The organism is Bacillus sp. 9.4 (genome assembly GCF_055486415.1).
Genome location: NZ_JBVFMU010000004.1, coordinates 344,464 through 366,463, shown reverse-complemented (window position 1 = coordinate 366,463; position 22,000 = coordinate 344,464). Strand labels below are relative to the sequence as shown.

Here is a 22,000-nt window from a genome sequence, read left to right as displayed (position 1 = left end):
GCCAGCGTTCGTCCTGAGCCAGGATCAAACTCTCCGATAAAGTAGTTTGACTGACTACGCACATCGCTGTGCGATTTATAAAAAATGAATTAACAGGTACGTTTTGTCTTGTTTAGTTTTCAAAGAACTTTGTGTGCTTCTCTCGAAGCGACTACTTAATAGTAACATTTTTAGTTAACTAGGTCAATACTTTTTTGAAAAAGTTTTTACTAGTCATAATGGTCATGTTTGTGTCTTTTAAAAGACAACAGAAATGATTATACCATAATTTTTATGACTGTAAAGGGTTATGACACAAAAAAGCGCAGCTATTTCAGCTGCGCTTTTTCTCACACTTCTTCTTGTTCTTCTTCATTCTCATCTTCTTCGTTTTTCTCTACTAAAGCTACTGTAGCAACATGCTCTTCTTCTGCCATTCTGATGAGACGCACACCTTGAGTGACACGTCCGGTGATGGAGATATCATTGATGTCCATTCTGATGAGTACGCCGCTAGCTGTAATAATCATTAGATCCTCTTCACCTTTAGTAGCTTTCACTGCTACTAGTTGACCGTTGTTCTCGGTGATTTTCGCTGTTTTGAGTCCTTTTCCGCCCCGGCTTTGGGTTCTGTACTCTTCAGCCGGAGTTCGTTTTCCGTACCCTTTTTCAGTAACGATAAGGACGTGTGATTCTTCCTCTAATATCTCCATGCCGACAACAACGTCATCATCCGTCAGGGTGATGCCTTTTACGCCCGCCGCAGTTCTTCCCATCTCCCGGACATCTGTTTCAGGGAAACGGATCAGTAAACCGTTTTTCGTTCCAATGATGATTTGTTTTGTGCCGTCAGTCAGACGTACACCCATCAGTTCATCGTCTTCACGAAGACTCAGAGCGATTAGACCATTGTTGCGGATATTAGCGAATTGAGATAGTGATGTTCGTTTTGAAACCCCATGCTTTGTAGTGAAGAAAAGGTAAAGCTCCGCATTGAATTCTGTGACTGGAATAATCGCGTTAATCCACTCACCCTTTTCTACCTCCAGCAGGTTAATAATCGGGATTCCTTTTGCCGTTCTGCCGTATTCAGGGATTTCATACCCTTTTGCACGATACACTTTCCCCTTGTTCGAGAAGAAGAGAATCGTGTCATGAGTTGACGTAGAGATCAAATGCTCAACGAAATCATCTTCGTTTGTTCCCATACCTTGTACACCTTTTCCGCCCCGTTTTTGACTGCGGTAAGTTGATGCAGGAAGACGTTTGACGTATCCGTTGTGCGTCAGAGTAACTACGATATTTTCTCTCTCGATGAGATCTTCATCTTCAATTGTCTCCAGTCCAGAAGTGACGATCTCAGTACGTCTTTCATCGTTAAAACGCTCTTTGATTTCCGTGAGTTCTTCACGAATGATCTCAAGCACTTTATATTCATTTGCCAAGATGTCTTTTAGCTCTGCAATTAATTTAACAAGAGATTGGTATTCTTCTTCTATCTTTTCACGTTCCAGTCCCGTTAAACGCTGGAGCCTCATATCAAGGATCGCTTGTGCTTGCTTCTCTGTCAGTGAGAATTGTTCGATTAAACCTGTTCTCGCAATTTCAGCCGTTTGAGAATTACGGATAAGGGAGATAACTGCATCGAGATGATCCAGTGCAACTCTCAATCCTTCCAAGATATGAGCTCTTGCTTCTGCTTTACGCAATTCATAAGCAGTACGGCGGCTAATGACAACTTTTTGATGGTCAAGGTAATGCTCCAGGCATTGCTTAAGAGTTAAAACTTTCGGCTGGCCATCAACAAGTGCAAGCAGGTTGATGCCAAAAGATGTTTGTAGAGCAGTTTGTTTGTACAGATTGTTTAAGATGACATTCGCATTGGCATCTCGTCTGATTTCAATGACAATTCTCATACCTGTACGATCTGACTCATCACGCAGATCTGTGATACCCTCTATCTTTTTGTCCCTTACGAGATCAGCAATTTTCTCAATTAATTTCGCCTTATTTACTTGGTAAGGTAACTCTGTAACGATAATTCTTTCTTTACCCGAAGATGTTTGTTCGATCTCAGCTTTTGCCCGGATCGTGATAGAGCCTCGGCCTGATTCGTATGCTTTCCGGATACCGCTGCGTCCCAAGATTTGACCCGCAGTCGGGAAATCAGGCCCTGGAATGACTTCCATAAGTTCTGGAATTGTAATGTCCGGATTCTCACTGACAGCAAGTACACCATCAATGATTTCTCCCAGCTGGTGCGGAGGAATGTTTGTTGCCATACCTACCGCAATGCCGGCAGCACCGTTCACGAGCAGATTCGGGAACCTTGAAGGCATAACGACAGGTTCTCTTTCTGACCCGTCATAGTTATCCTGGTAATCGATTGTGTCTTTTGTGATGTCGCGAAGAATCTCCATTGAGATTTTAGACATTCTTGCTTCTGTATAACGCATGGCCGCCGCTGAGTCTCCGTCAACAGAACCGAAGTTTCCGTGACCGTCAACGAGCATATAACGGTAGTTGAAATCCTGGGCCATTCTGACCATGGATTCATATACCGCTGAATCACCGTGCGGGTGGTATTTCCCGATAACTTCTCCAACGATACGCGCGGATTTTTTATAAGGCTTGTCACTTGTCATGCCTAAATCATTCATTGCATACAAAATCCGTCTATGAACCGGTTTTAAACCGTCTCGAACATCCGGAAGAGCACGGGACACGATAACGCTCATTGCATAATCCAAGAAGGACGTACGCATTTCCTGACTGATATTTATTTCACGAACTTGTGGTGTGTTTTGTTCACTCATTAAAAAACCTCCCTGAAGTATCACATGAAATATGTGGGAGTAGATTGTCCATTATGACCTTCAATACGATTTCACTATTCTCCATTATATCAATAAACTTATGATTATACACATTAAATTGCTAGAATATATAGGTATTGCAAGCATTGCTGCATCTGATCTTGTTCAGAAAAAAGCCTTATTTCTTATTGGAAATAAGGCTTTTTATGATTAGATGTCAAGATTTTTAACGTATCTCGCATTCGCTTCTATGAAGTTTCGGCGCGGTTCTACTTTGTCGCCCATAAGCATTTCAAAAGTCTCGTCCGCATCCATTGCATCTTCAAGAGTTACCTGAAGAAGTGTTCTGGAGCTAGGATCCATGGTTGTCTCCCATAGCTGGGTGGCATTCATTTCACCAAGACCTTTGTAACGCTGCAGTCCAGGCTTAGGCGTTTGAGGAAGAGTTTTTAACAGCTCTTCAAGCTCCTTGTCATTGTACGCATATTCAACACGTTTCCCCTGTTGAACCTTGTAGAGCGGCGGCTGCGCAATGTACACGTAGCCATTTTCGATAATTTGGCGCATATATCTGTAAAAGAACGTTAACAGAAGTGTTCTGATGTGCGCGCCGTCAACATCGGCATCTGTCATAATGACAACTTTGTGGTAACGGGCTTTCTCAAGGTTGAAGTCTTCCCCGATACCTGTGCCGAGCGCTGTGATCATAGAGCGAACTTCGTTGTTAGAAAGGATTTTATCCAGTCTGGCTTTTTCTACGTTTAGGATTTTACCTCTAAGCGGCAAAATGGCTTGGAAATGTCTGTCGCGTCCTTGTTTAGCAGATCCTCCGGCAGAGTCACCCTCTACGATATATAACTCGGAGATGCTCGGATCTTTTGAAGAGCAGTCCGCTAACTTACCGGGCAGGTTTGAAATTTCCAAAGCACTCTTACGACGTGTTAGTTCACGGGCTTTTTTCGCAGCCATTCTTGCTCTTGCCGCCATTAAGCCTTTATCGACAATTTTTTTGGCTGCATCTGGATTTTCCAGCATAAATGTTTCCATCGCTGTAGAAAATAACGTATCGGTGATTGTCCGTGCTTCTGAGTTGCCCAGCTTTGTTTTCGTTTGGCCCTCAAACTGCGGATCAGGGTGTTTGATTGAAATAATCGCTGTCAGCCCTTCCCTTACGTCATCTCCGCTTAGGTTTGGATCATTTTCTTTAATAAGCCCTTTTTTTCTGGCGTAATCGTTGATAACACGAGTCAGGCCCGTTTTGAAGCCAGCTTCATGGGTACCGCCTTCGTACGTATTAATGTTGTTTGTAAACGAGTAAATGTTGCTTGTGTAGCTGTCATTGTATTGCAAAGCCACTTCAACCGTAATGCCGTCCTTTTCGCCTTCAATGTAAATCGGCTCTTCATGGACAACCTCTTTAGAGCGGTTTAAATACTCTACATAACTTTTAATTCCGCCTTCGTAATGGTATTCATTTTTGCGCTCTTGTCCTTCACGTTTATCTTCAATCGTGATGTTTACACCCTTTGTTAAAAAGGCTAATTCACGCACGCGGTTGGCAAGCAGATCATAATCATACTCGGTTGTTTCTGAGAAAATTTCAGGGTCCGGGACAAAATGTGTCGTCGTTCCTGTATGATCCGTTTCGCCAATGATTTCAAGGTCTGTAACCGGAACTCCGCGTTTATAGGTTTGGCGGTGAATTTTACCGTCACGGTGAACCGTCACATCAAGCTCTGTTGATAGTGCGTTTACGACCGACGCACCTACACCGTGTAATCCTCCGGATACTTTATAGCCGCTTCCGTCAAATTTTCCTCCGGCATGAAGCACCGTCATAATGACTTCTACCGCAGGACGGCCCATTTTTTCATGAATACCGACTGGAATACCGCGGCCATTATCTACAACCGTGATACTGTTGTCTTTTTCGATTTGGATATTGATATCCGTACAATAACCGGCGAGGGCTTCGTCAATACTATTGTCGACAATTTCCCATACCAGGTGGTGAAGGCCTTTGCTGTTTGTCGAACCGATATACATCCCCGGTCTTTTACGAACAGCTTCCAATCCTTCTAGTACCTGTATCTGATTTTCATCATAACTGTTTTGCTGCTGTTCCATAGCCACGTCATTCACCTACACTTTTCTAAACGATATATTCGTGATAAAAAATTTCTAAGAATCTATTTCAAACATAAATTGCGCACGTTTTTTTAATGTGCTGGAAGATAAGGGAGAGTAATATATATTCTGAACCGTGACTACGATAGATTTGGGCGTGCCGTTTACGGAAGGCACCACCTTGTGTTTCTGTTTTTTCAGAAATTCTTCAACAATAGGCGACATGTTGGCTTTAAAGTCAAAAATGCCGACAATATCTCGTGTTGAAACCACAAAGTCATCACCTAAATGAATATACAATTGCTCACCTCATTTCTTCACTTCACTAACGCACCATTTTGCACACGGAACATTCCTGCTTGACGTAAGGTTTCGTGATCAATGCCATCAACGCTTGTCGTTGTGACAAACGTTTGTACACGGCCTTGGATCGTATGAAGCAAGTGTGACTGGCGATAATCATCCAGTTCACTCAGTACATCATCCAATAGTAAAATGGGATATTCTCCGATTTCTTCATGGATCAGGTCAATCTCCGCCAACTTAAGGGACAACGCCGTCGTTCGCTGCTGTCCTTGAGAACCATACGTCTGCACATCGCGTCCGTTCACATAGAAAAGAACATCATCGCGATGTGGCCCTGACAGCGTCACACCACGCTCAATTTCTTTTTCTCTTAATTTAGAAAACGCTTCTTGATAGCTATCTCCTATTTTCGACAAATCTAGGGGATCTGATACATCAAGAGCTGTATGGTATTTCAGGGTCAGTTCTTCAAGCCCTCTTGAGATGCCTGCATGGATGGGCTGCGCCCATTTCTCGAGCTGTGCTGTAAACTGCAGGCGTTTTACGACGACTTTTGCTGCAACTTCTACAAGCTGATCGGTCAGAACATCGAGCATCGTCCGGTCAGTTTGTTTTCTTGTTTGCAGCTGTTTCAAAAAATGATTCCGCTGGGAAAGGATTTTCTGGTAAAGAGAAAGATCATGAAGATAGACGGGAGAAACCTGTCCGATTTCCATGTCAAGAAACCGCCTTCTCACTTGAGGGCTTCCTTTTACAAGATTTAAATCTTCCGGCGCGAACATAATGGTGTTGAGGGCCCCGACATACTGGCTGAGCTTTTGCTGTTCAATATGATTGACCTTGCCCTTTTTACCCTTTTTGGAGATGACGAGCTGCATCGGGATCGCCCCGTTTTGCTTCATCACTCTTCCCTCTATTTTAGCATAGTCTTTGTCCCACCGTATAAGTTCTTTGTCATTTGATGTCCGGTGCGATTTCGCCATGGACAAGACATAGATCGCCTCCATGAGGTTTGTCTTCCCCTGGGCGTTTTCTCCGATGATCACATTTACTTTATTTTCAAATTGAAGTTCAGCATGGTCGTAGTTGCGGTAAGATGTCAGTTCTAAGTTCTGGATATACAATCAGTGTCACCCGCTTTAATTGACGACTTGAAATGAACCAAATCCTTCAATCTCTACCACATCTCCAACATACAGCTTTCTGCCCCGGCGGTTGTCCGGCTCATCGTTCACAAGCACTTCATGCTCGCTTAAAAACCACTTCGCCATACCGCCAGACTGAATCACATCGGCTAATTTTAAGAATTGTCCGAGTGTAATCATCTCTGTATCAATTGAAATCGGATTTGCCATTATATCGACCTCTTTCAAATATCACTAATATCTAATTGTACTAAAAAAAAACGAATTAGGGAAAGGGAAAACTTGTCGGAGCAGATACCGAATAGAAAAGCTGCCGACAAGTCGGCAGCAGTGTATCGGATTAATAGGTTCTGACAGGGAGGATAAGCTGTACAATCGTTTCATCATTCGGCGTGCGAATTAAGAAAGGTCTCATTGCACCTGTAAAGCTTACGCGTATTTCTGCTCCTTCAAGCACCTTTAGTGCATCCAGCATATATTTTGGACTAAAAGAGATATTTAATTCCTCACCTTCAATTTGATCCGCAGCAATTGCTTCCACAACTTTACCGATTTCCGGTGAATTGGAAGAAATTTCAATGGATTCAGCCGGTTTTGCGGACAGTTTTACAACGTTGTTGCGTCCCTCTCTAGCTAAAAGAGATGCACGATCAATGGCCTGAAGGAATTCTTTTGTGTTCACAATGATTTCTGTTTTGCTGTCTTGCGGAATCAGGCTGGTTGTGTCTGGATAATTCCCGTCCAGAAGCCGTGAGAAGAATAAGACGTTTTTCGCTTTAAACAGAACTTGGGTTTCTGTGATGACGATATCTACAAGTTCCTGGTTGTCATCTAAAATCTTGCTGAGTTCAGTTAAACTTTTTCCCGGAATCACGACGTTATAAGATCTGTCTTCTGGAATATCAAGTTTCGCCTTTCTTAATGCAAGACGGTGGCTATCCGTTGCAGTGCATAATAATTCACTTTGCTCCACTTTCCAGTTTACACCTGTCAAGATAGGGCGTGTTTCTGAGGTGGACACTGCAAATACTGTTTGTCTGATTAGATTTTTTAACAAATCAGTTGGGATCTGAATCGCATGATGCTCTTCAATCTGAGGCAAGTGCGGATACTCGTCAGCATCCAGTCCGTTTAGATTAAATTCAGCTTTACCAGAACGGATAATCGTCAAATACTGATTTTGGACTTCGATTTCTACAGTTGCCATCGGCAATTTTTTTACAATTTCACTAAAAAAGCGAGCCTGTAAAACGATGCTTCCGGGCTGTTCAATAGTGACGATTTCTTTATCTCCTTCTTCTTTTGGAATGAAGGATTCAATAGAAATATCTGAGTCACTCCCTGTAAAGGATACTCCATCATCTGATGCAACAATTTTAATACCAGTCAGAATGGGAATCGTGGTTCTGGATGAAACTGCTTTTAATACATCTTGGACACTTTCAACAAGACGATCTTTTTGAATCGTGAATTTCATTTTTATCCTCCTAACGGATAATGTATTAATATATATATTTATAAAAAATAGTAGAAGTAATAGTAGGGCCTGTGGATTTGTGGATAAGTTGTGAAAAAGACAGGAAACACAGCCTATCCACATGTGGACAGACTGTGTATGACTTCCGAAAAGTTATTCACACTTTCCCCGATTGATCCCTGGTCCTGCTATTTAAGCTGTTCTTTAATTTCTTTTACATGCTGCTGAAGCTGTTCATCATCTGCCAGCAGTTTTGAAATTTTTTCATGCGCATGAATAACGGTCGTATGATCACGTCCTCCAAACTCTTCACCGATTTTAGGAAGAGAGGAATCAGTCATTTCCCTTGATAAGTACATGGCGATTTGACGCGGAAAAGCTACTGACTTTGTCCGTTTTTTTGCTTTGAAATCCTCGAGTTTAATATTAAATTGCTGGCCTACTACCCTCTGAATTTCCTTTATCGTAATGACTTTCGGTTTTGAGGAAGGAATAATATCTTTCAACGCCTCAGCGGCCAGATCAGCATTAATATCTTTATTAATTAAAGATGAATAAGCGACAACTCTGATTAATGCTCCTTCGAGTTCCCGAATATTGCTGTCGATTTGATTCGCGATGTAAAGCATAACCTCGTTCGGAATATCGAGGCCTTCTGCTTTGGCTTTTTTTCTTAAAATTGCAATTCTCGTTTCTAGATCAGGCGGTGTGATATCTGTAATAAGTCCCCATTCAAAACGTGAGCGCAATCTGTCCTCAAGTGTCGGAATTTCCTTTGGCGGTCGGTCACTTGAAATGACGATTTGTTTGCTTTCTTCGTGCAATGTGTTAAATGTATGGAAAAATTCTTCCTGGGTTTGTTCTTTCCCCGCTAAAAATTGAATATCATCTATCAAAAGCACATCAACATTTCGATAGCGATTGCGGAAGTCGACGGCTTTATTATCTCGGATAGAGTTGATGAATTCGTTTGTAAATTTCTCAGAAGACAGATAAACCACTTTGGCAGAAGGATTATGATCTATTACATAATGGCCGATCGCATGCATTAAGTGCGTTTTCCCTAAGCCGACGCCCCCATAGATAAATAAAGGGTTGTAAGCTTTCGCGGGTGCTTCCGCTACTGCAAGGGAAGCTGCGTGTGCAAATCGGTTTCCAGATCCGATGACAAAAGTATCAAAAGTATATTTTGGATTGAGCATATTTTGAGGAAAATCAGATGTATCTTCTTTGACCGCTTTTTTGACTTGCGGTTTCGGCATAAAGTCCTCAACATCTTGATTTTGAGGAATGACAAACTTAATGCTCAATTCTTCCCCGGTTAATTCATATATAGTATCTGCAATCAGATGCAAGTATCTGGACTCCAGCCAGTCTCTGGCAAATTCATTGGGAGCCGTGATTGTTAATGTATCGCCTTGCAGTGAGTGGGCTTTGGTTGACTTCATCCAAGTCTCAAAACTCGGTTTGCTCAACTTTTTTTCGATTTGAGCAAGGGCTTGGTTCCACAGGTCTAATATATTTTCCATCTTCCGGCACGTCCCTCCTTTTCATAGAAAATGTTGTCTTTCTCTGTTATAGAACACAAAAAAAGAGCAAATGGCGCTTACCATTCGTACACATTAAATGTTGAAAACATATAATATAGTAGATAAATAGCTTTTCGACAAATTTCACAACTTGTGGACAACCTTCTACACAAGCTGTGTGAAATCAATCCACAACTTATCCACACTTTGTGGATAAAGAGGAAAGGTAGTATTAGTAATCAAGAGTTAAAACACAAATATAATACCAAAATAAACGAGAGCTTGCAATGGTTGTCACAATCTTATCCACAAAGCGGACAACCTGTTGAAAAAACCTTGTCCACAGGGGTTGGTAATGTGAAAATGTTGTCGATAACCTCTGTGGATACTAAAAAAAGCCGAAAAAGATATCCACATGCGTGATTTTAGGGGCAAATTATTTGGATTTGTCTTTTTTCCGTAAAATTAAGGAATCTAAAAAATAAGGTTTCGAAAGTTGAAAAGGTATGGTATCCTATTATGGTTGCAAGAAATAAAAGCACTAGTGAAGTTGACAATGAATAGGTAACGCAAATATAATAAGTAAGACTGTCTTTAACAGCTATTCCTCGAGGGAGGTGTCATAAATGAAAAGAACATTCCAACCGAATAACCGTAAACGCAGCAAAGTTCATGGCTTCAGAAGCCGTATGAGTTCAAAAAACGGTCGTCTAGTTTTAGCACGCCGTCGCCGCAAAGGCAGAAAAGTATTATCAGCTTAGGCCACTGAATAATGTCAGTGGTCTTTTTTCACGTTATGGGAAAAGATAGATGTGATGCGTAATGAACCGGGGCATGCTTCCTGGTTCAGATGCATCTCATGTTCATAATAAATTTTAAAAGTTTCTGCCAGCCAGTATCGGAGTGAGTCATTTGAAGAAGCGAAATCGTTTAAAGAAAAATGAAGATTTTCAAAAAGTGTTTAAACATGGGACATCAGTTGCAAACCGCCAGTTTGTCTTATATACGCTGGATCAGCCTGAAAATGATGAACTGCGTGTCGGGCTTTCCGTCAGCAAAAAAATTGGCAATGCTGTGATGCGAAATCGGATCAAACGTTTGATTCGGCAGGCTTTTCTTGAAGAGAAAGAGAGACTGAAGGAAAAGGATTACATCATTATTGCCAGAAAACCGGCGAGCCAGCTGACATATGAGGAAACGAAAAAAAGTCTGCAGCATCTATTCAGAAAGTCTTCATTATATAAGAAATCTTCGTCAAAGTAGGCATCACCACTGCTTTCTTACAACTTTTAAAAGCGCTTCCTTTCTGGTTGATCAGAAAAAGACACCATTTAAAACTGAAAGATGCTAAAATACATACAAGTATGCTTTGCAATAAAAGAGTGTAAAGATTAATTATAGGAGGAAATGTTGTTGAAAAGGAGAATAGGGTTGCTATTAAGTATGGTTGGCGTATTCATGCTTTTGGCTGGATGCTCGAGTGTGAAAGAGCCGATCACTGCAGATAGTCCGCATTTCTGGGACAAGTACGTAGTATATCCATTGTCTGAGCTCATTACGTATGTAGCGAAATTGACGGGAGATAACTACGGGCTTTCAATTATTCTAGTTACCATTTTAATTCGTTTATTAATTTTACCGCTGATGATTAAGCAGCTGAGAAGTTCGAAAGCGATGCAGGCTTTACAGCCGGAAATGCAAAAGCTTAAAGAAAAATACAGCTCAAAGGATCAAAAAACGCAGCAAAAGCTTCAGCAGGAAACAATGGCGTTATTCCAAAAGCATGGTGTCAATCCATTGGCGGGATGTTTCCCGATTTTGATCCAGATGCCGATTTTAATTGGATTCTATCATGCGATCATGAGAACCCAGGCGATTTCAGAGCACAGCTTCTTATGGTTTGACTTAGGAGAAAAAGATCCTTACTATATCCTTCCTATCGTTGCCGGTGTCGCTACATTTGTTCAGCAAAAACTGATGATGGCGGGCAATGCGCAGCAAAATCCGCAAATGGCGATGATGCTTTGGATTATGCCAATTATGATTATCGTATTTGCTATCAACTTCCCGGCGGCTCTTTCTCTTTATTGGGTAGTCGGTAACTTGTTTATGATTGCGCAAACTTTCCTCATTAAAGGACCTGATATTAAAAAAAATCCTGAGCCGCAAAAAGCCGGAGGAAAGAAAAAGTGAGGAATGTGACTGCTGCAGGGCGAAATGTCGATGAAGCAGTACAGTCCGGATTGCAAGAGCTGGGATTAACGAAGGATAAGGTAGAGATTACTGTTATTGAAGAGGGAAACAAAGGGTTTCTCGGTATTTTCGGCAAAAAGCCTGCAATCGTAAAGCTGGTTGAAAAGATTGATCCGATTCAGCAAGCGAAGTTATATCTTCAAACGATCGCCGAAGCCATTGCCGGTAAGTCTGATGTGACTGTTCAAGAAAGCAAAAAGACAGTGAGATATCATATAACAGGTGAAAAGGCAGCATTGTTGATTGGGAAAAGAGGACAAACCTTAAACGCCCTTGAAACTTTGACACAGCTTGCCCTTAACCGTTATCCAGGCCAATACAAAAATGTGACGGTGGATGCAGAAAACTATCGTTTGAAAAGAAAAGAAACACTGAGCCATCTGGCCATCAAGCTTGCTGACCAAGTTTTGAAAACGAAAAAATCCATCCAGCTTGAGCCTATGCCGTCCAGCGAAAGAAAAATTATTCACGATACTCTTTCTGGATATGCAAACCACCAGATCAAAACATATTCAATGGGTGAAGGCGAAAATCGTCATCTCGTTATTTCCCATAAAAGATAGCATAAAACCGAAGTCCGATAAAAATTGGATTTCGGTTTTTTTGTATCCGAAAAATCTACTTTTCCTAGTAATATCAAGGTTTTGCCGTTTAAGTTTTTTCTTTTTAGGTGTATCCTGTTGATAAAAAGGAAGTTCAGGAAATAAAATTAATTGTTATTCACATGTGGATAAGTTAAAGTAATAAGGGACGAATTTCTATTTCTGTGGATAACAAATCTTCCACTTCGAACCAAACTATGTTATCTTTTAGTTTTGGCATAATAAATATTTTTTTATATAGATGAAGTATAAGTAAAGAGAGGTGAACAACATGGATACAATTGCGGCAATTTCCACACCGATGGGAGAAGGCGCGATTGCGATTGTACGGTTGAGCGGACCAGAAGCCATTCAAATCGCAGATAAAATTTATAAGGGACCGAAGGGGAAAACACTCAGCTCGGTCGAATCACATACGATTCATTATGGTCATATCGTAGACAGACCTTCGGATCGTGTCGTTGAGGAAGTAATGGTATCAGTGTTAAAAGCGCCGAGAACTTTTACACGAGAAGATGTCATCGAGATTAACTGTCACGGGGGAATTGTGACTGTGAACCAAGTGCTTCAGCTTGCATTGAGAGAGGGAGCGAGACTGGCAGAGCCTGGTGAATTTACGAAACGTGCGTTTTTAAACGGCCGAATCGATCTTTCACAGGCGGAAGCGGTTATGGACTTAATCAGAGCGAAAACGGACCGGGCAATGAACGTTGCTATGAATCAAATGGAAGGGCGTCTTTCTGCTTTGGTGCGCCGTTTGCGCAGTGAGATTTTAGAAACACTGGCCCATGTTGAGGTGAATATCGATTATCCGGAGTATGATGATGTAGAGGAAATGACGCATCAGATTTTAGTCGAAAAGGCAACCGTCGTGAAAAAGGAAATTGAGGCGCTGCTGAGGACTTCTGAGCAAGGAAAAATCTTACGTGAAGGTCTTTCTACCGTCATTATCGGCCGGCCAAACGTAGGAAAATCATCTCTTCTGAACAGCCTCGTTCATGAGGCAAAAGCCATTGTAACCGATATTCCCGGAACGACACGGGATGTGATTGAGGAATACGTGAATGTAAGGGGCGTCCCGCTTCGTCTGGTTGATACAGCAGGTATTCGTGAAACAGAGGATATTGTTGAGCGAATCGGTGTTGAACGTTCTCGCCAGGTTCTAAAGGAAGCGGACCTGATTTTACTTGTGCTTAATTATAGTGAAGAGCTTTCTGAAGAAGACGTGAAGCTTTTTGAAGCCGTTGAGGGCATGGATGTTATCGTGATTTTGAATAAGACTGACCTTGAGGCGAAGATTGACACTGAACGTGTCCGTGAGCTTGCCAATGGACGTCCAGTTGTTACGACATCTCTTTTAAAAGAGGAAGGCATCAATGATCTGGAAGAAGCGATTCAATCGCTGTTCTACACGGGTGCCATTGAAGGCGGAGATCTGACTTATGTCAGCAACACACGTCACATCTCTATTTTACAGCAAGCAAAACGCGCCATTGAAGATGCGCTTAGCGGCATCGAACAGGATGTCCCGATCGACATGGTGCAAATTGACCTTACAAGATGCTGGGAGCTTTTAGGGGAAATCATTGGAGATTCTGTCCACGAAAGCTTAATTGATCAGCTCTTTTCTCAATTCTGTTTAGGAAAATAATAAAAGGAGGAACTAGAATCATGGGGTATGAAGCAGGCCAATACGATGTGATTGTGATTGGCGCCGGGCATGCCGGTGTTGAGGCTGCCCTCGCATCTGCACGTCAAGGCGCCAAAACGCTTGTCTTGACCATCAACCTAGATATGGTTGCATTTATGCCATGTAATCCGTCTGTCGGCGGCCCCGCAAAAGGGATTGTCGTCCGCGAAATTGACGCGCTCGGCGGAGAAATGGGAAGAAACATCGATAAAACGCATATTCAAATGAGAATGCTGAATACAGGAAAAGGTCCTGCGGTTCGTGCATTGCGTGCGCAAGCAGACAAATTCCAATATCAGCACGAAATGAAAAATACGCTTGAAAAAGAACCAAACTTAACATTGCTGCAAGGAATTGTGGAGCGGCTGATCGTTGAAGACGGCGAATGCCGAGGCGTTATTACACAAACCGGTGCACATTATCGTGCGAAAGCAGTTGTCATGACGACAGGGACATATTTAAGAGGACGTATTATTCTTGGCGATCTGTCTTACTCAAGCGGCCCAAATAACCAGCAGCCTTCTATTAAGCTTTCTGAGCATTTGGAGGAACTTGGTTTTGACCTTGTTCGTTTTAAAACAGGTACGCCGCCTCGCGTTAAAAGCGACACGATTGATTACAGCAAAACGGAAATTCAGCCTGGTGACGATGTGCCTCGCGCTTTCTCATATGAAACAGTGGAATATATCACAGATCAGCTCCCTTGCTGGTTGACATATACAAGCCCTGAGACACATGAGATTATTGACAGCAACCTGCACCGTTCACCGATGTATTCCGGTATGATCAAAGGTACGGGCCCAAGATACTGCCCATCCATTGAAGATAAAGTTGTCCGTTTTAATGATAAACCGCGTCACCAAATCTTCCTTGAGCCGGAAGGCAGAAATACACAGGAAGTCTATGTCCAAGGTTTATCTACAAGTCTTCCAGAAGACGTACAGCAAAGAATGCTTGCAACGATTCCTGGACTTGAAAACGTGCAAATGATGAGAGCCGGCTATGCGATCGAGTATGATGCAATCGTACCGACACAGCTCTGGCCGACACTTGAAACAAAAAAAATCACAAACCTTTACACTGCAGGCCAAATTAACGGAACATCCGGTTATGAAGAAGCTGCGGGACAAGGGATTATGGCGGGAATCAATGCAGGACGAAAAGCGCTTGGAAAAGAAGAAGTAATTCTAAGCCGTTCTGACGCCTATATTGGTGTTCTGATTGATGACCTTGTGACAAAAGGTACCAATGAGCCATATCGTCTTTTGACATCACGTGCTGAATACAGATTGCTGCTTCGACATGACAATGCTGATTTGCGTCTGACAGAAATCGGACACCGCATTGGATTGATTTCTGATGAGCGCTATGCGGCTTTTGAGAAGAAAAAAGCGGCGATCGAGGCGGAGAAAAAACGTCTTCATTCTGTAATTATCAAGCCGTCTCCGGAAAATCAAGAATATATCCGTTCTCTTGGCGGAAGCGAATTGAAAGATGGAGTTCGCGGCACAGACTTGATGAAGCGTCCTGAAATGAACTATGAAACAGTCACAAAACTGGCGCCGCCAGAAGTGCCGGTTCCTCAAGACGTGGCAGAACAAGTAGAAATCCAAGTGAAATATGAAGGATATATTGAAAAATCTCTTCAGCAAGTGGAAAAACTGAAGAAGATGGAAAATAAAAAAATTCCAGACCGAATTGATTATGACGCAATTAAGGGGATTGCGACCGAGGCGCGTCAAAAACTGAAAAATGTACGGCCTTTGTCTGTTGCCCAAGCTTCCCGCATTTCCGGTGTAAACCCGGCGGACATTTCAATTCTATTGGTGTATTTAGAGCAGGGACGCATTGCGAAGATAGCCGAATAGAAAGGATGACGGCATGAATATTGAAGAATTTACTTCTGGTTTGGCGGAAAAAGGGATCTCCCTTTCTCCCCGTCAGCTGGAGCAATTTGAGCTGTATTACGACATGCTGGTTGAATGGAACGAAAAAATCAATCTGACTTCAATAACAGAGAAAAAAGAAGTGTATTTAAAGCATTTTTATGATTCCATTACAGCTGCTTTTTATGTCGACTTCAATCAGGTGAACACGATTTGTGATGTCGGAGCGGGAGCGGGTTTTCCAAGTCTGCCGATAAAAATATGCTTTCCGCACCTCAATGTCACAATCGTAGATTCACTGAATAAACGGATCACGTTTTTAGAAAAGCTATCTGAGGCTTTGCAATTGGAGAATACAACATTCTGCCATGACAGAGCTGAAACGTTCGGGCAACGGAAAGACGTGCGTGAAAGCTATGATATTGTGACGGCACGAGCAGTTGCGAGATTATCTGTTTTGAGTGAGCTTTGCTTGCCTCTGGTGAAGAAAAACGGTTTATTTGTTGCTTTAAAAGCCGCATCAGCTGAAGAAGAACTGAATGCAGGCAAAAAAGCAATCACGACGCTTGGAGGAGAACTTGACAATATCCATTCTTTTAAGCTGCCTATTGAAGAAAGCGATCGTAATATTATGGTGATACGCAAAATAAAAAATACGCCTAAGAAGTATCCAAGAAAACCGGGAACTCCTAATAAATCGCCAATTGAAGGGTAATTTAGACAGCCTAATATGACAATACCATCATATTTTCATCAAAATTGATGGATGTACAGCAGGAAAAACCATGAGAAAATAGAATTATAAAAATGGCAGTTTTTAAAGGTGGTGTAGGTACATGAAGCATTCATTCTCTCGTTTCTTCGGGCTTGGTGAGAAGGAACAGGAGCCGGAGATTGCTGAACATGATACAAACAAAGAAGAGATTCTGGAAATACCGGTAAATGCTATCGTTCCCAACCGTTTTCAGCCACGCACCATTTTCTCAGATGAAAAAATCAAAGAGTTAGCAATGACCATTCATACACACGGCATTATTCAGCCGATTGTTGTTAGGCATACAGAAGAAGAAGGCCAATACGAACTCATTGCAGGTGAAAGACGCTGGAGAGCGGTGCAATCGCTTGAGTGGGAAAAGATTCCGGCAATTATTAAGGATTTTTCCGACACGGAAACCGCTTCTGTGGCGTTAATCGAAAACTTGCAGCGGGAAGAACTGTCTTCTATTGAGGAAGCGCATGCTTATGCTAGGCTGCTTGAGCTGCATGATTTAACACAGGAGGCACTCGCACAGCGCTTAGGAAAAGGGCAGTCTACAATCGCGAATAAGCTTCGGTTATTAAAGCTGCCTCAGCCGGTCCAAGAGGCGATTATGGAGAAGAAAATCACCGAGCGCCATGCCAGAGCGCTGATTCCGCTGAAACAGCCTGAGCTCCAAGTCACACTGCTCACAGAGATTATTGAGAAAAGTTTAAATGTAAAGCAGACGGAAGACCGCGTGGTGAAAATGCTGGAGCAAGGCAAGAGAAAGCCAAAGCCGAGACGCAAAGCATTCAGCAGAGATACAAGAATTGCGATGAACACGATTCGCCAGTCACTATCAATGGTGGAAGACAGCGGTGTAAAATTGAATACGGAAGAAGAAGAATTTGAAGAATATATTCAATTAACGATTCGCATACCAAAATAGAAGCTCTCCTGAAAAGCAGGAGAGCTTTTTATATTTTCAATAAAAGGTAATCACTTACTTTTAGTGAAAATTATTATATTAGAATTCTTTTCTTTGAGTTTGTGGATAAACTCTTCAGATTTTTGCGGTGAAATTACTGCATGTCCCCATCCTCCCTGATAATATATTGTGATGGCATGGCGAGAGCCGATCAGACGAAAACCGGACCATAGTTTCTTTTTTTGAACGACTTTATCGATTTTTTCATAAGGAATTTGATGTTTGATCAATCCGGCTTTAATGATCAGATGGTGTTCCTTCAATACATATTTTAGGTCAATAAAGCTCCAAATGATGAGTCCATTTAAAAGAGTCAGCAGAATAAAAATGATCCAGCCGGAAACTCTCATATTTCCCAGCACAAAAGGAACAATGGCATCTGCTTGTATCAGTAATATGAGAAACACAATCATCAGCGTAACGGGTACATCTCTCTTCGTTTGATAAACCATTTTCTCACCATCCTGTTTCCACGTTCTGTACTGTGACTTCTTCTTTTTTTCTTTAAGAAATTCCTTTTTTAAGTCAAAAAAACATAGAAATTGCAGAATTTATAAGAGAAAGCATAAAGCGTGCTTGAATTTTCAATTATTTCCCTTATGATTCGGAACAAAATGATGAAAAAAATGAAACGCTTTAATCTTTTTTTGATAGAATAGAAGCAAGATAGTACATGTTCATGTGAAAGTAGGTGACATCGTGGGAAAAATCATAGCAATTACGAACCAAAAAGGCGGGGTCGGCAAAACAACGACGTCTGTCAACCTTGGGGCATGTTTGGCTTACATAGGGAAAAGGGTTCTGCTGGTAGATATTGATCCGCAGGGAAATGCGACAAGCGGATTAGGGATTGAAAAAGCCGATGTAGAGCAGTGTGTGTACGATATTTTAGTAGATGATGCAGATGTAATAGATATTATTAAAGCAACGACAGTAGAGAACTTGGATGTGATTCCTGCGACGATTCAGCTTGCCGGGGCTGAGATCGAGCTGGTTCCTACAATATCAAGAGAAGTGAGATTGAAGAGAGCGCTTGAAGCAGTAAAGCAAAATTATGATTATATTATCATTGATTGTCCGCCGTCATTGGGCTTGCTGACGATTAACGCCCTTACTGCCTCGGATTCCGTTGTGATTCCTGTACAGTGCGAATATTATGCCTTGGAGGGGCTCAGCCAGTTATTAAATACAGTACGTCTTGTGCAAAAGCATTTGAATACTGATTTAATGATTGAAGGTGTATTGCTGACAATGCTTGATGCCCGGACAAACCTTGGCATTCAAGTGATTGAAGAGGTTAAAAAGTATTTTAGGGATAAAGTATATAAGACAGTTATTCCGCGTAATGTCCGTCTGAGTGAGGCACCGAGTCACGGAAAACCCATCATTTTATACGATCCGCGGTCAAGAGGTGCGGAAGTATATTTAGATTTAGCAAAGGAAGTGGCTGCGAATGGCTAAAGGCCTTGGAAAAGGGATTAATGCGTTATTTAATCAGGTAGATTTGTCTGAAGAGACAGTTGAAGAAATTAAAATTGCCGATTTACGCCCTAATCCTTATCAGCCAAGAAAACACTTTGATGACGAGGCATTAGCTGAACTAAAAGAATCTGTGCTGCAGCATGGCATTCTTCAGCCGCTTATCGTCAGAAAATCTTTAAAAGGCTATGATATTGTTGCGGGTGAACGGCGTTTTCGAGCGGCAAAGCTGGCAGGTTTAGATACAGTTCCGGCCATTGTCCGTGAATTATCAGAGGCGTTAATGAGGGAAATTGCTTTATTAGAAAACCTTCAGCGTGAAGATTTATCTCCGCTTGAAGAGGCTCAGGCATATGACTCCTTGTTGAAACACTTAGACCTCACGCAAGAGCAGCTTGCCAAACGTCTTGGGAAAAGCAGACCGCATATTGCGAATCATTTAAGACTGCTGACACTGCCAGAAAATATTCAGCAGCTTATTGCCGAAGGTACGCTTTCTATGGGACATGGACGCACGCTTCTTGGCTTAAAAAACAAAAATAAGCTTGAACCGCTGGTACAAAAAGTGATTGCGGAGCAGCTCAATGTTCGCCAGCTTGAGCAGCTGATTCAGCAGTTGAATCAGAATGTTCCACGTGAAACAAAGAAAAAAGAACCTGTGAAAGATGCGGTTCTAAAAGAACGGGAATCCTATCTCCAAAATTATTTTGGAACAACAGTTAATATTAAAAGACAGAAGAAAAAAGGCAAAATCGAAATTGAATTTTTCTCTAATGAAGACCTTGACCGGATTTTAGAGCTTTTGTCTGAACGAGAATCGTAAATGAAGAAACCATCTTTCAAGCGAAGATGGTTTTTGTTTTATATGCGCCCAGTGAGCCTTTGCAACGGGTTAAGGCGTTCTTGCCTCCACTCTGTCCGATCTGTTAAACTCAATCCTTCCGCGAGAACATTGGCCATATTCATGACCAAGTTGAGTCTTGTATTTTGCAATACAAAATATTCCATGAAACCGCTAACATTCACGATTCCGTTAATATGAAGATCTCCCACTTCAGGAAGGTCTTTTTGTACACCGGCTCCGGGCTTTAATGGCCCGTCCCCGATTTGAAATGAACCCACACTCTTAACGCGGCCTAAGCATGCATCGACTGCTATAACAAATGGGTTTTTATGTAATTTATGAATGTCATTGATTTTATCCTTCATGTTCACAGCATGGACGGGGTCAGATAAGGTTCCGTAGACATGGAATCTGGTGAGCTGCATCTGTTTGAGTTTCATTCCTACGAGCGGGCCCAATGAATCACCGGTTGAACGGTCTGTTCCGATACAAACCACAACAATTGGTTTGCCGGCAGCTTTACGTAAGGATGAAGAAAGGATGGTTTGGATTTGTTTTGCCGCTGCAGCATCTGTATGTGAAACATATTGCTTTACTCGTTCCTGAGAGGAAAAAAGCCCGCCTTTTCGATTCATGGGTTTCACTTCCTTGTTATAGTAGGTAACAGAATTGCTATGGTGTGTGTTTCGTTATGTAAGGTTGTTTACAGTATATCCAGCAGTACGGTTTTTTATGCTTTGTGTATGACACCGGAGATTTTAAAAAAGTAGAGGTTATTATGAATGGTTAGTGGGTGAATTATAAATATTGTCCCCCATTGCCTCGATCATGATCAAGCTACGGTCTGCTTACAAAACACTTTATAGATAGGAATGGTTAATGAGGTTCATTCCTTCATTCCACTGCAAAATGATATATTTTTAGACTGCCTCCATCAGCAGTCTTTTTTTATGTGTATTTCGTATGATAATTTCACCTTGTATTTAAATGTCTATGAAAATATGGCATTTTTGCTTTCCTTTATTTATATAGTAACAATAACGGGAACAAGCTGAACTTTGTCTATGAGGTGATAGTGTTGTGGAGAGCCGGAATGAAGTGGATGCTGCTCATATTAGGGAGCCTGATCGGGGCCGGATATGCGAGCGGTCAGGAGATATGGCAGTTTTTTGGGGCGGAAAGCGGACTTGCTATTGTGCTGTTTACAATTATGTTCATTTTCTCGTCTTATATTGTGATGAAAATCAGTTTTAAGGTTCAATCCACTCATTTTCTGCCGGTTCTGGAGCATTTAATGGGGCCATGGCTGGCGAAAATTTATGATGTCCTCATCATTTTTTATTTGTTTTCGACGACTATGGTGATGATTGCCGGAGGCGGTGTGACCCTGCAAATGTACAAGCTTCCTTTCTGGTGGGGAATCACGCTGATTTGCATCGTGACAGTGTGTTTGTTTTTGTGGGATGTGAAAGGAATATTATCTATAAATAGTATTTTGATTCCTGTGTTAGTAGCGGGGCTTTTATATGCGTTGATCTCCTTTCAGAGCACACATCACCATACGTGGACGATTGATTTGTCCCAGCAGTATAACTGGCCTGCGAGCATTACGTTTACCTCTTTAAACATCCTTTCAGTTGTTGCGATTTTATCCTCTGTTGGGAAAGAGATGAAAGGGCTCGGAGAAGCAAAAATCGCAAGTGTGGCAAGCGGTCTTATTTTTGGCGTGATCTCATTTGTTTATAATGAAACGTTGGTGGAGCTGGCGGGCTCCCTTTCTCAGTTTGAAATACCGCTGTTTGCCGTTCTGGAGGGTGCGCCTTATTTCCTTTTTTTATGTATGACGGCGGTGCTGTGCCTGGCGATTTACACGACGACGGTAGCTGGTTTGCTGGGGCTGTCCAGCCGGCTGATGGCGTTTATTCATATGCCGAGATGGATGATTGTGTTGATTTTGTTAGTGTTAATGGTACCTTTTACTTCTTTCGGATTTTCTGATTTGATCGCGTTCTTGTATCCGATATATGGGATGCTCAATTTGTATTTGTTAGTTTGTCTGCTCTTATATCCTATTTTGAGTAAATGGAAATAAGAGGATGTATTTCTTTTCGGGTATCTTGATTGCTCTTATGATCAGTTT

20 protein-coding genes are annotated in these 22,000 nt (G+C 41.9%); 11 read left to right on the top strand and 9 right to left on the bottom strand.

Annotated features, from left to right (window positions below; genetic code table 11):
• Positions 1–329 precede the first annotated feature (329 nt).
• From gyrA to dnaA, 7 genes are all read right to left on the bottom strand, one after another.
• Entirely contained in the window at positions 330–2,795 is a 2,466-nt protein-coding gene (gyrA, locus tag ACZ07B_RS17685; protein WP_464877489.1) for a DNA topoisomerase (ATP-hydrolyzing) subunit A, read from the bottom strand.
• Between the two features lie 210 nt (positions 2,796–3,005).
• Positions 3,006–4,922, bottom strand: a complete 1,917-nt coding sequence (gene gyrB, locus ACZ07B_RS17680) for a DNA topoisomerase (ATP-hydrolyzing) subunit B (RefSeq protein WP_003226808.1) — start codon at positions 4,920–4,922, stop codon at positions 3,006–3,008.
• A gap of 54 nt (positions 4,923–4,976) precedes the next feature.
• A complete protein-coding gene (gene remB / locus ACZ07B_RS17675) occupies positions 4,977–5,222 on the bottom strand; it encodes an extracellular matrix regulator RemB (RefSeq protein ID WP_003219266.1) in 246 nt (81 codons plus the stop codon).
• Between the two features lie 17 nt (positions 5,223–5,239).
• Positions 5,240–6,352, bottom strand: coding sequence for a DNA replication/repair protein RecF (recF, locus tag ACZ07B_RS17670; protein WP_003243515.1), 1,113 nt, complete (start codon positions 6,350–6,352; stop codon positions 5,240–5,242).
• A 15-nt stretch (positions 6,353–6,367) separates the two neighbouring features.
• Positions 6,368–6,583, bottom strand: coding sequence for a ribosome maturation protein RlbA (gene rlbA / locus ACZ07B_RS17665; protein ID WP_003226810.1), 216 nt, complete (start codon positions 6,581–6,583; stop codon positions 6,368–6,370).
• A 130-nt stretch (positions 6,584–6,713) separates the two neighbouring features.
• Complete coding sequence (gene dnaN, locus ACZ07B_RS17660) at positions 6,714–7,850, bottom strand: DNA polymerase III subunit beta (RefSeq protein ID WP_003226811.1); 1,137 nt, start codon at positions 7,848–7,850, stop codon at positions 6,714–6,716.
• A gap of 188 nt (positions 7,851–8,038) precedes the next feature.
• Complete coding sequence (gene dnaA / locus ACZ07B_RS17655; protein ID WP_003242674.1) at positions 8,039–9,379, bottom strand: chromosomal replication initiator protein DnaA; 1,341 nt, start codon at positions 9,377–9,379, stop codon at positions 8,039–8,041.
• 626 nt (positions 9,380–10,005) lie between these two features.
• Between dnaA and rpmH the strand changes: the two genes are divergently transcribed.
• From rpmH to noc, 8 genes are all read left to right on the top strand, one after another.
• Positions 10,006–10,140 carry a 50S ribosomal protein L34 gene (rpmH, locus tag ACZ07B_RS17650; RefSeq protein WP_003178075.1) on the top strand — a complete coding sequence of 45 codons (135 nt, stop codon included), beginning with the start codon at positions 10,006–10,008 and terminating at the stop codon, positions 10,138–10,140.
• A gap of 151 nt (positions 10,141–10,291) precedes the next feature.
• The gene (gene rnpA / locus ACZ07B_RS17645) at positions 10,292–10,642 is read left to right on the top strand and encodes a ribonuclease P protein component (protein WP_003242628.1); all 351 of its coding nucleotides are present in this window, start codon (positions 10,292–10,294) and stop codon (positions 10,640–10,642) included.
• A 144-nt stretch (positions 10,643–10,786) separates the two neighbouring features.
• A complete protein-coding gene (gene spoIIIJ, locus ACZ07B_RS17640; protein WP_010886648.1) occupies positions 10,787–11,572 on the top strand; it encodes a YidC family membrane integrase SpoIIIJ in 786 nt (261 codons plus the stop codon).
• On the top strand, positions 11,569–12,195 hold the full coding sequence (gene jag / locus ACZ07B_RS17635; protein WP_464877488.1) for an RNA-binding cell elongation regulator Jag/EloR: 627 nt from the start codon (positions 11,569–11,571) through the stop codon (positions 12,193–12,195). The genes spoIIIJ and jag overlap by 4 nt, the downstream gene beginning before the upstream one ends.
• Positions 12,196–12,505: 310 nt before the next feature.
• Entirely contained in the window at positions 12,506–13,885 is a 1,380-nt protein-coding gene (gene mnmE, locus ACZ07B_RS17630; protein WP_464877487.1) for a tRNA uridine-5-carboxymethylaminomethyl(34) synthesis GTPase MnmE, read from the top strand.
• A gap of 20 nt (positions 13,886–13,905) precedes the next feature.
• Positions 13,906–15,792, top strand: coding sequence for a tRNA uridine-5-carboxymethylaminomethyl(34) synthesis enzyme MnmG (mnmG, locus tag ACZ07B_RS17625; RefSeq protein WP_003226825.1), 1,887 nt, complete (start codon positions 13,906–13,908; stop codon positions 15,790–15,792).
• A 13-nt stretch (positions 15,793–15,805) separates the two neighbouring features.
• A complete protein-coding gene (gene rsmG / locus ACZ07B_RS17620) occupies positions 15,806–16,525 on the top strand; it encodes a 16S rRNA (guanine(527)-N(7))-methyltransferase RsmG (protein ID WP_216995693.1) in 720 nt (239 codons plus the stop codon).
• Between the two features lie 121 nt (positions 16,526–16,646).
• On the top strand, positions 16,647–17,498 hold the full coding sequence (noc, locus tag ACZ07B_RS17615; protein ID WP_015250778.1) for a nucleoid occlusion protein: 852 nt from the start codon (positions 16,647–16,649) through the stop codon (positions 17,496–17,498).
• A gap of 50 nt (positions 17,499–17,548) precedes the next feature.
• On the opposite strand, the gene ACZ07B_RS17610 is transcribed toward noc, so the two are convergent.
• On the bottom strand, positions 17,549–17,989 hold the full coding sequence (locus tag ACZ07B_RS17610; protein WP_015250779.1) for a PH domain-containing protein: 441 nt from the start codon (positions 17,987–17,989) through the stop codon (positions 17,549–17,551).
• A 247-nt stretch (positions 17,990–18,236) separates the two neighbouring features.
• Between ACZ07B_RS17610 and soj the strand changes: the two genes are divergently transcribed.
• Positions 18,237–18,998, top strand: coding sequence for a sporulation initiation inhibitor protein Soj (gene soj, locus ACZ07B_RS17605; RefSeq protein WP_003219244.1), 762 nt, complete (start codon positions 18,237–18,239; stop codon positions 18,996–18,998).
• On the top strand, positions 18,991–19,839 hold the full coding sequence (gene spo0J / locus ACZ07B_RS17600) for a stage 0 sporulation protein Spo0J (RefSeq protein ID WP_003226832.1): 849 nt from the start codon (positions 18,991–18,993) through the stop codon (positions 19,837–19,839). The genes soj and spo0J overlap by 8 nt, the downstream gene beginning before the upstream one ends.
• 38 nt (positions 19,840–19,877) lie before the next feature.
• On the opposite strand, the gene yyaC is transcribed toward spo0J, so the two are convergent.
• Complete coding sequence (gene yyaC, locus ACZ07B_RS17595) at positions 19,878–20,495, bottom strand: spore protease YyaC (protein ID WP_003243890.1); 618 nt, start codon at positions 20,493–20,495, stop codon at positions 19,878–19,880.
• Positions 20,496–20,935: 440 nt separating this feature from the next.
• On the opposite strand from yyaC, the gene ACZ07B_RS17590 reads away from it, so the two are divergent.
• The gene (locus ACZ07B_RS17590; protein WP_010886647.1) at positions 20,936–21,952 is read left to right on the top strand and encodes a YkvI family membrane protein; all 1,017 of its coding nucleotides are present in this window, start codon (positions 20,936–20,938) and stop codon (positions 21,950–21,952) included.
• Positions 21,953–22,000 lie beyond the last annotated feature (48 nt).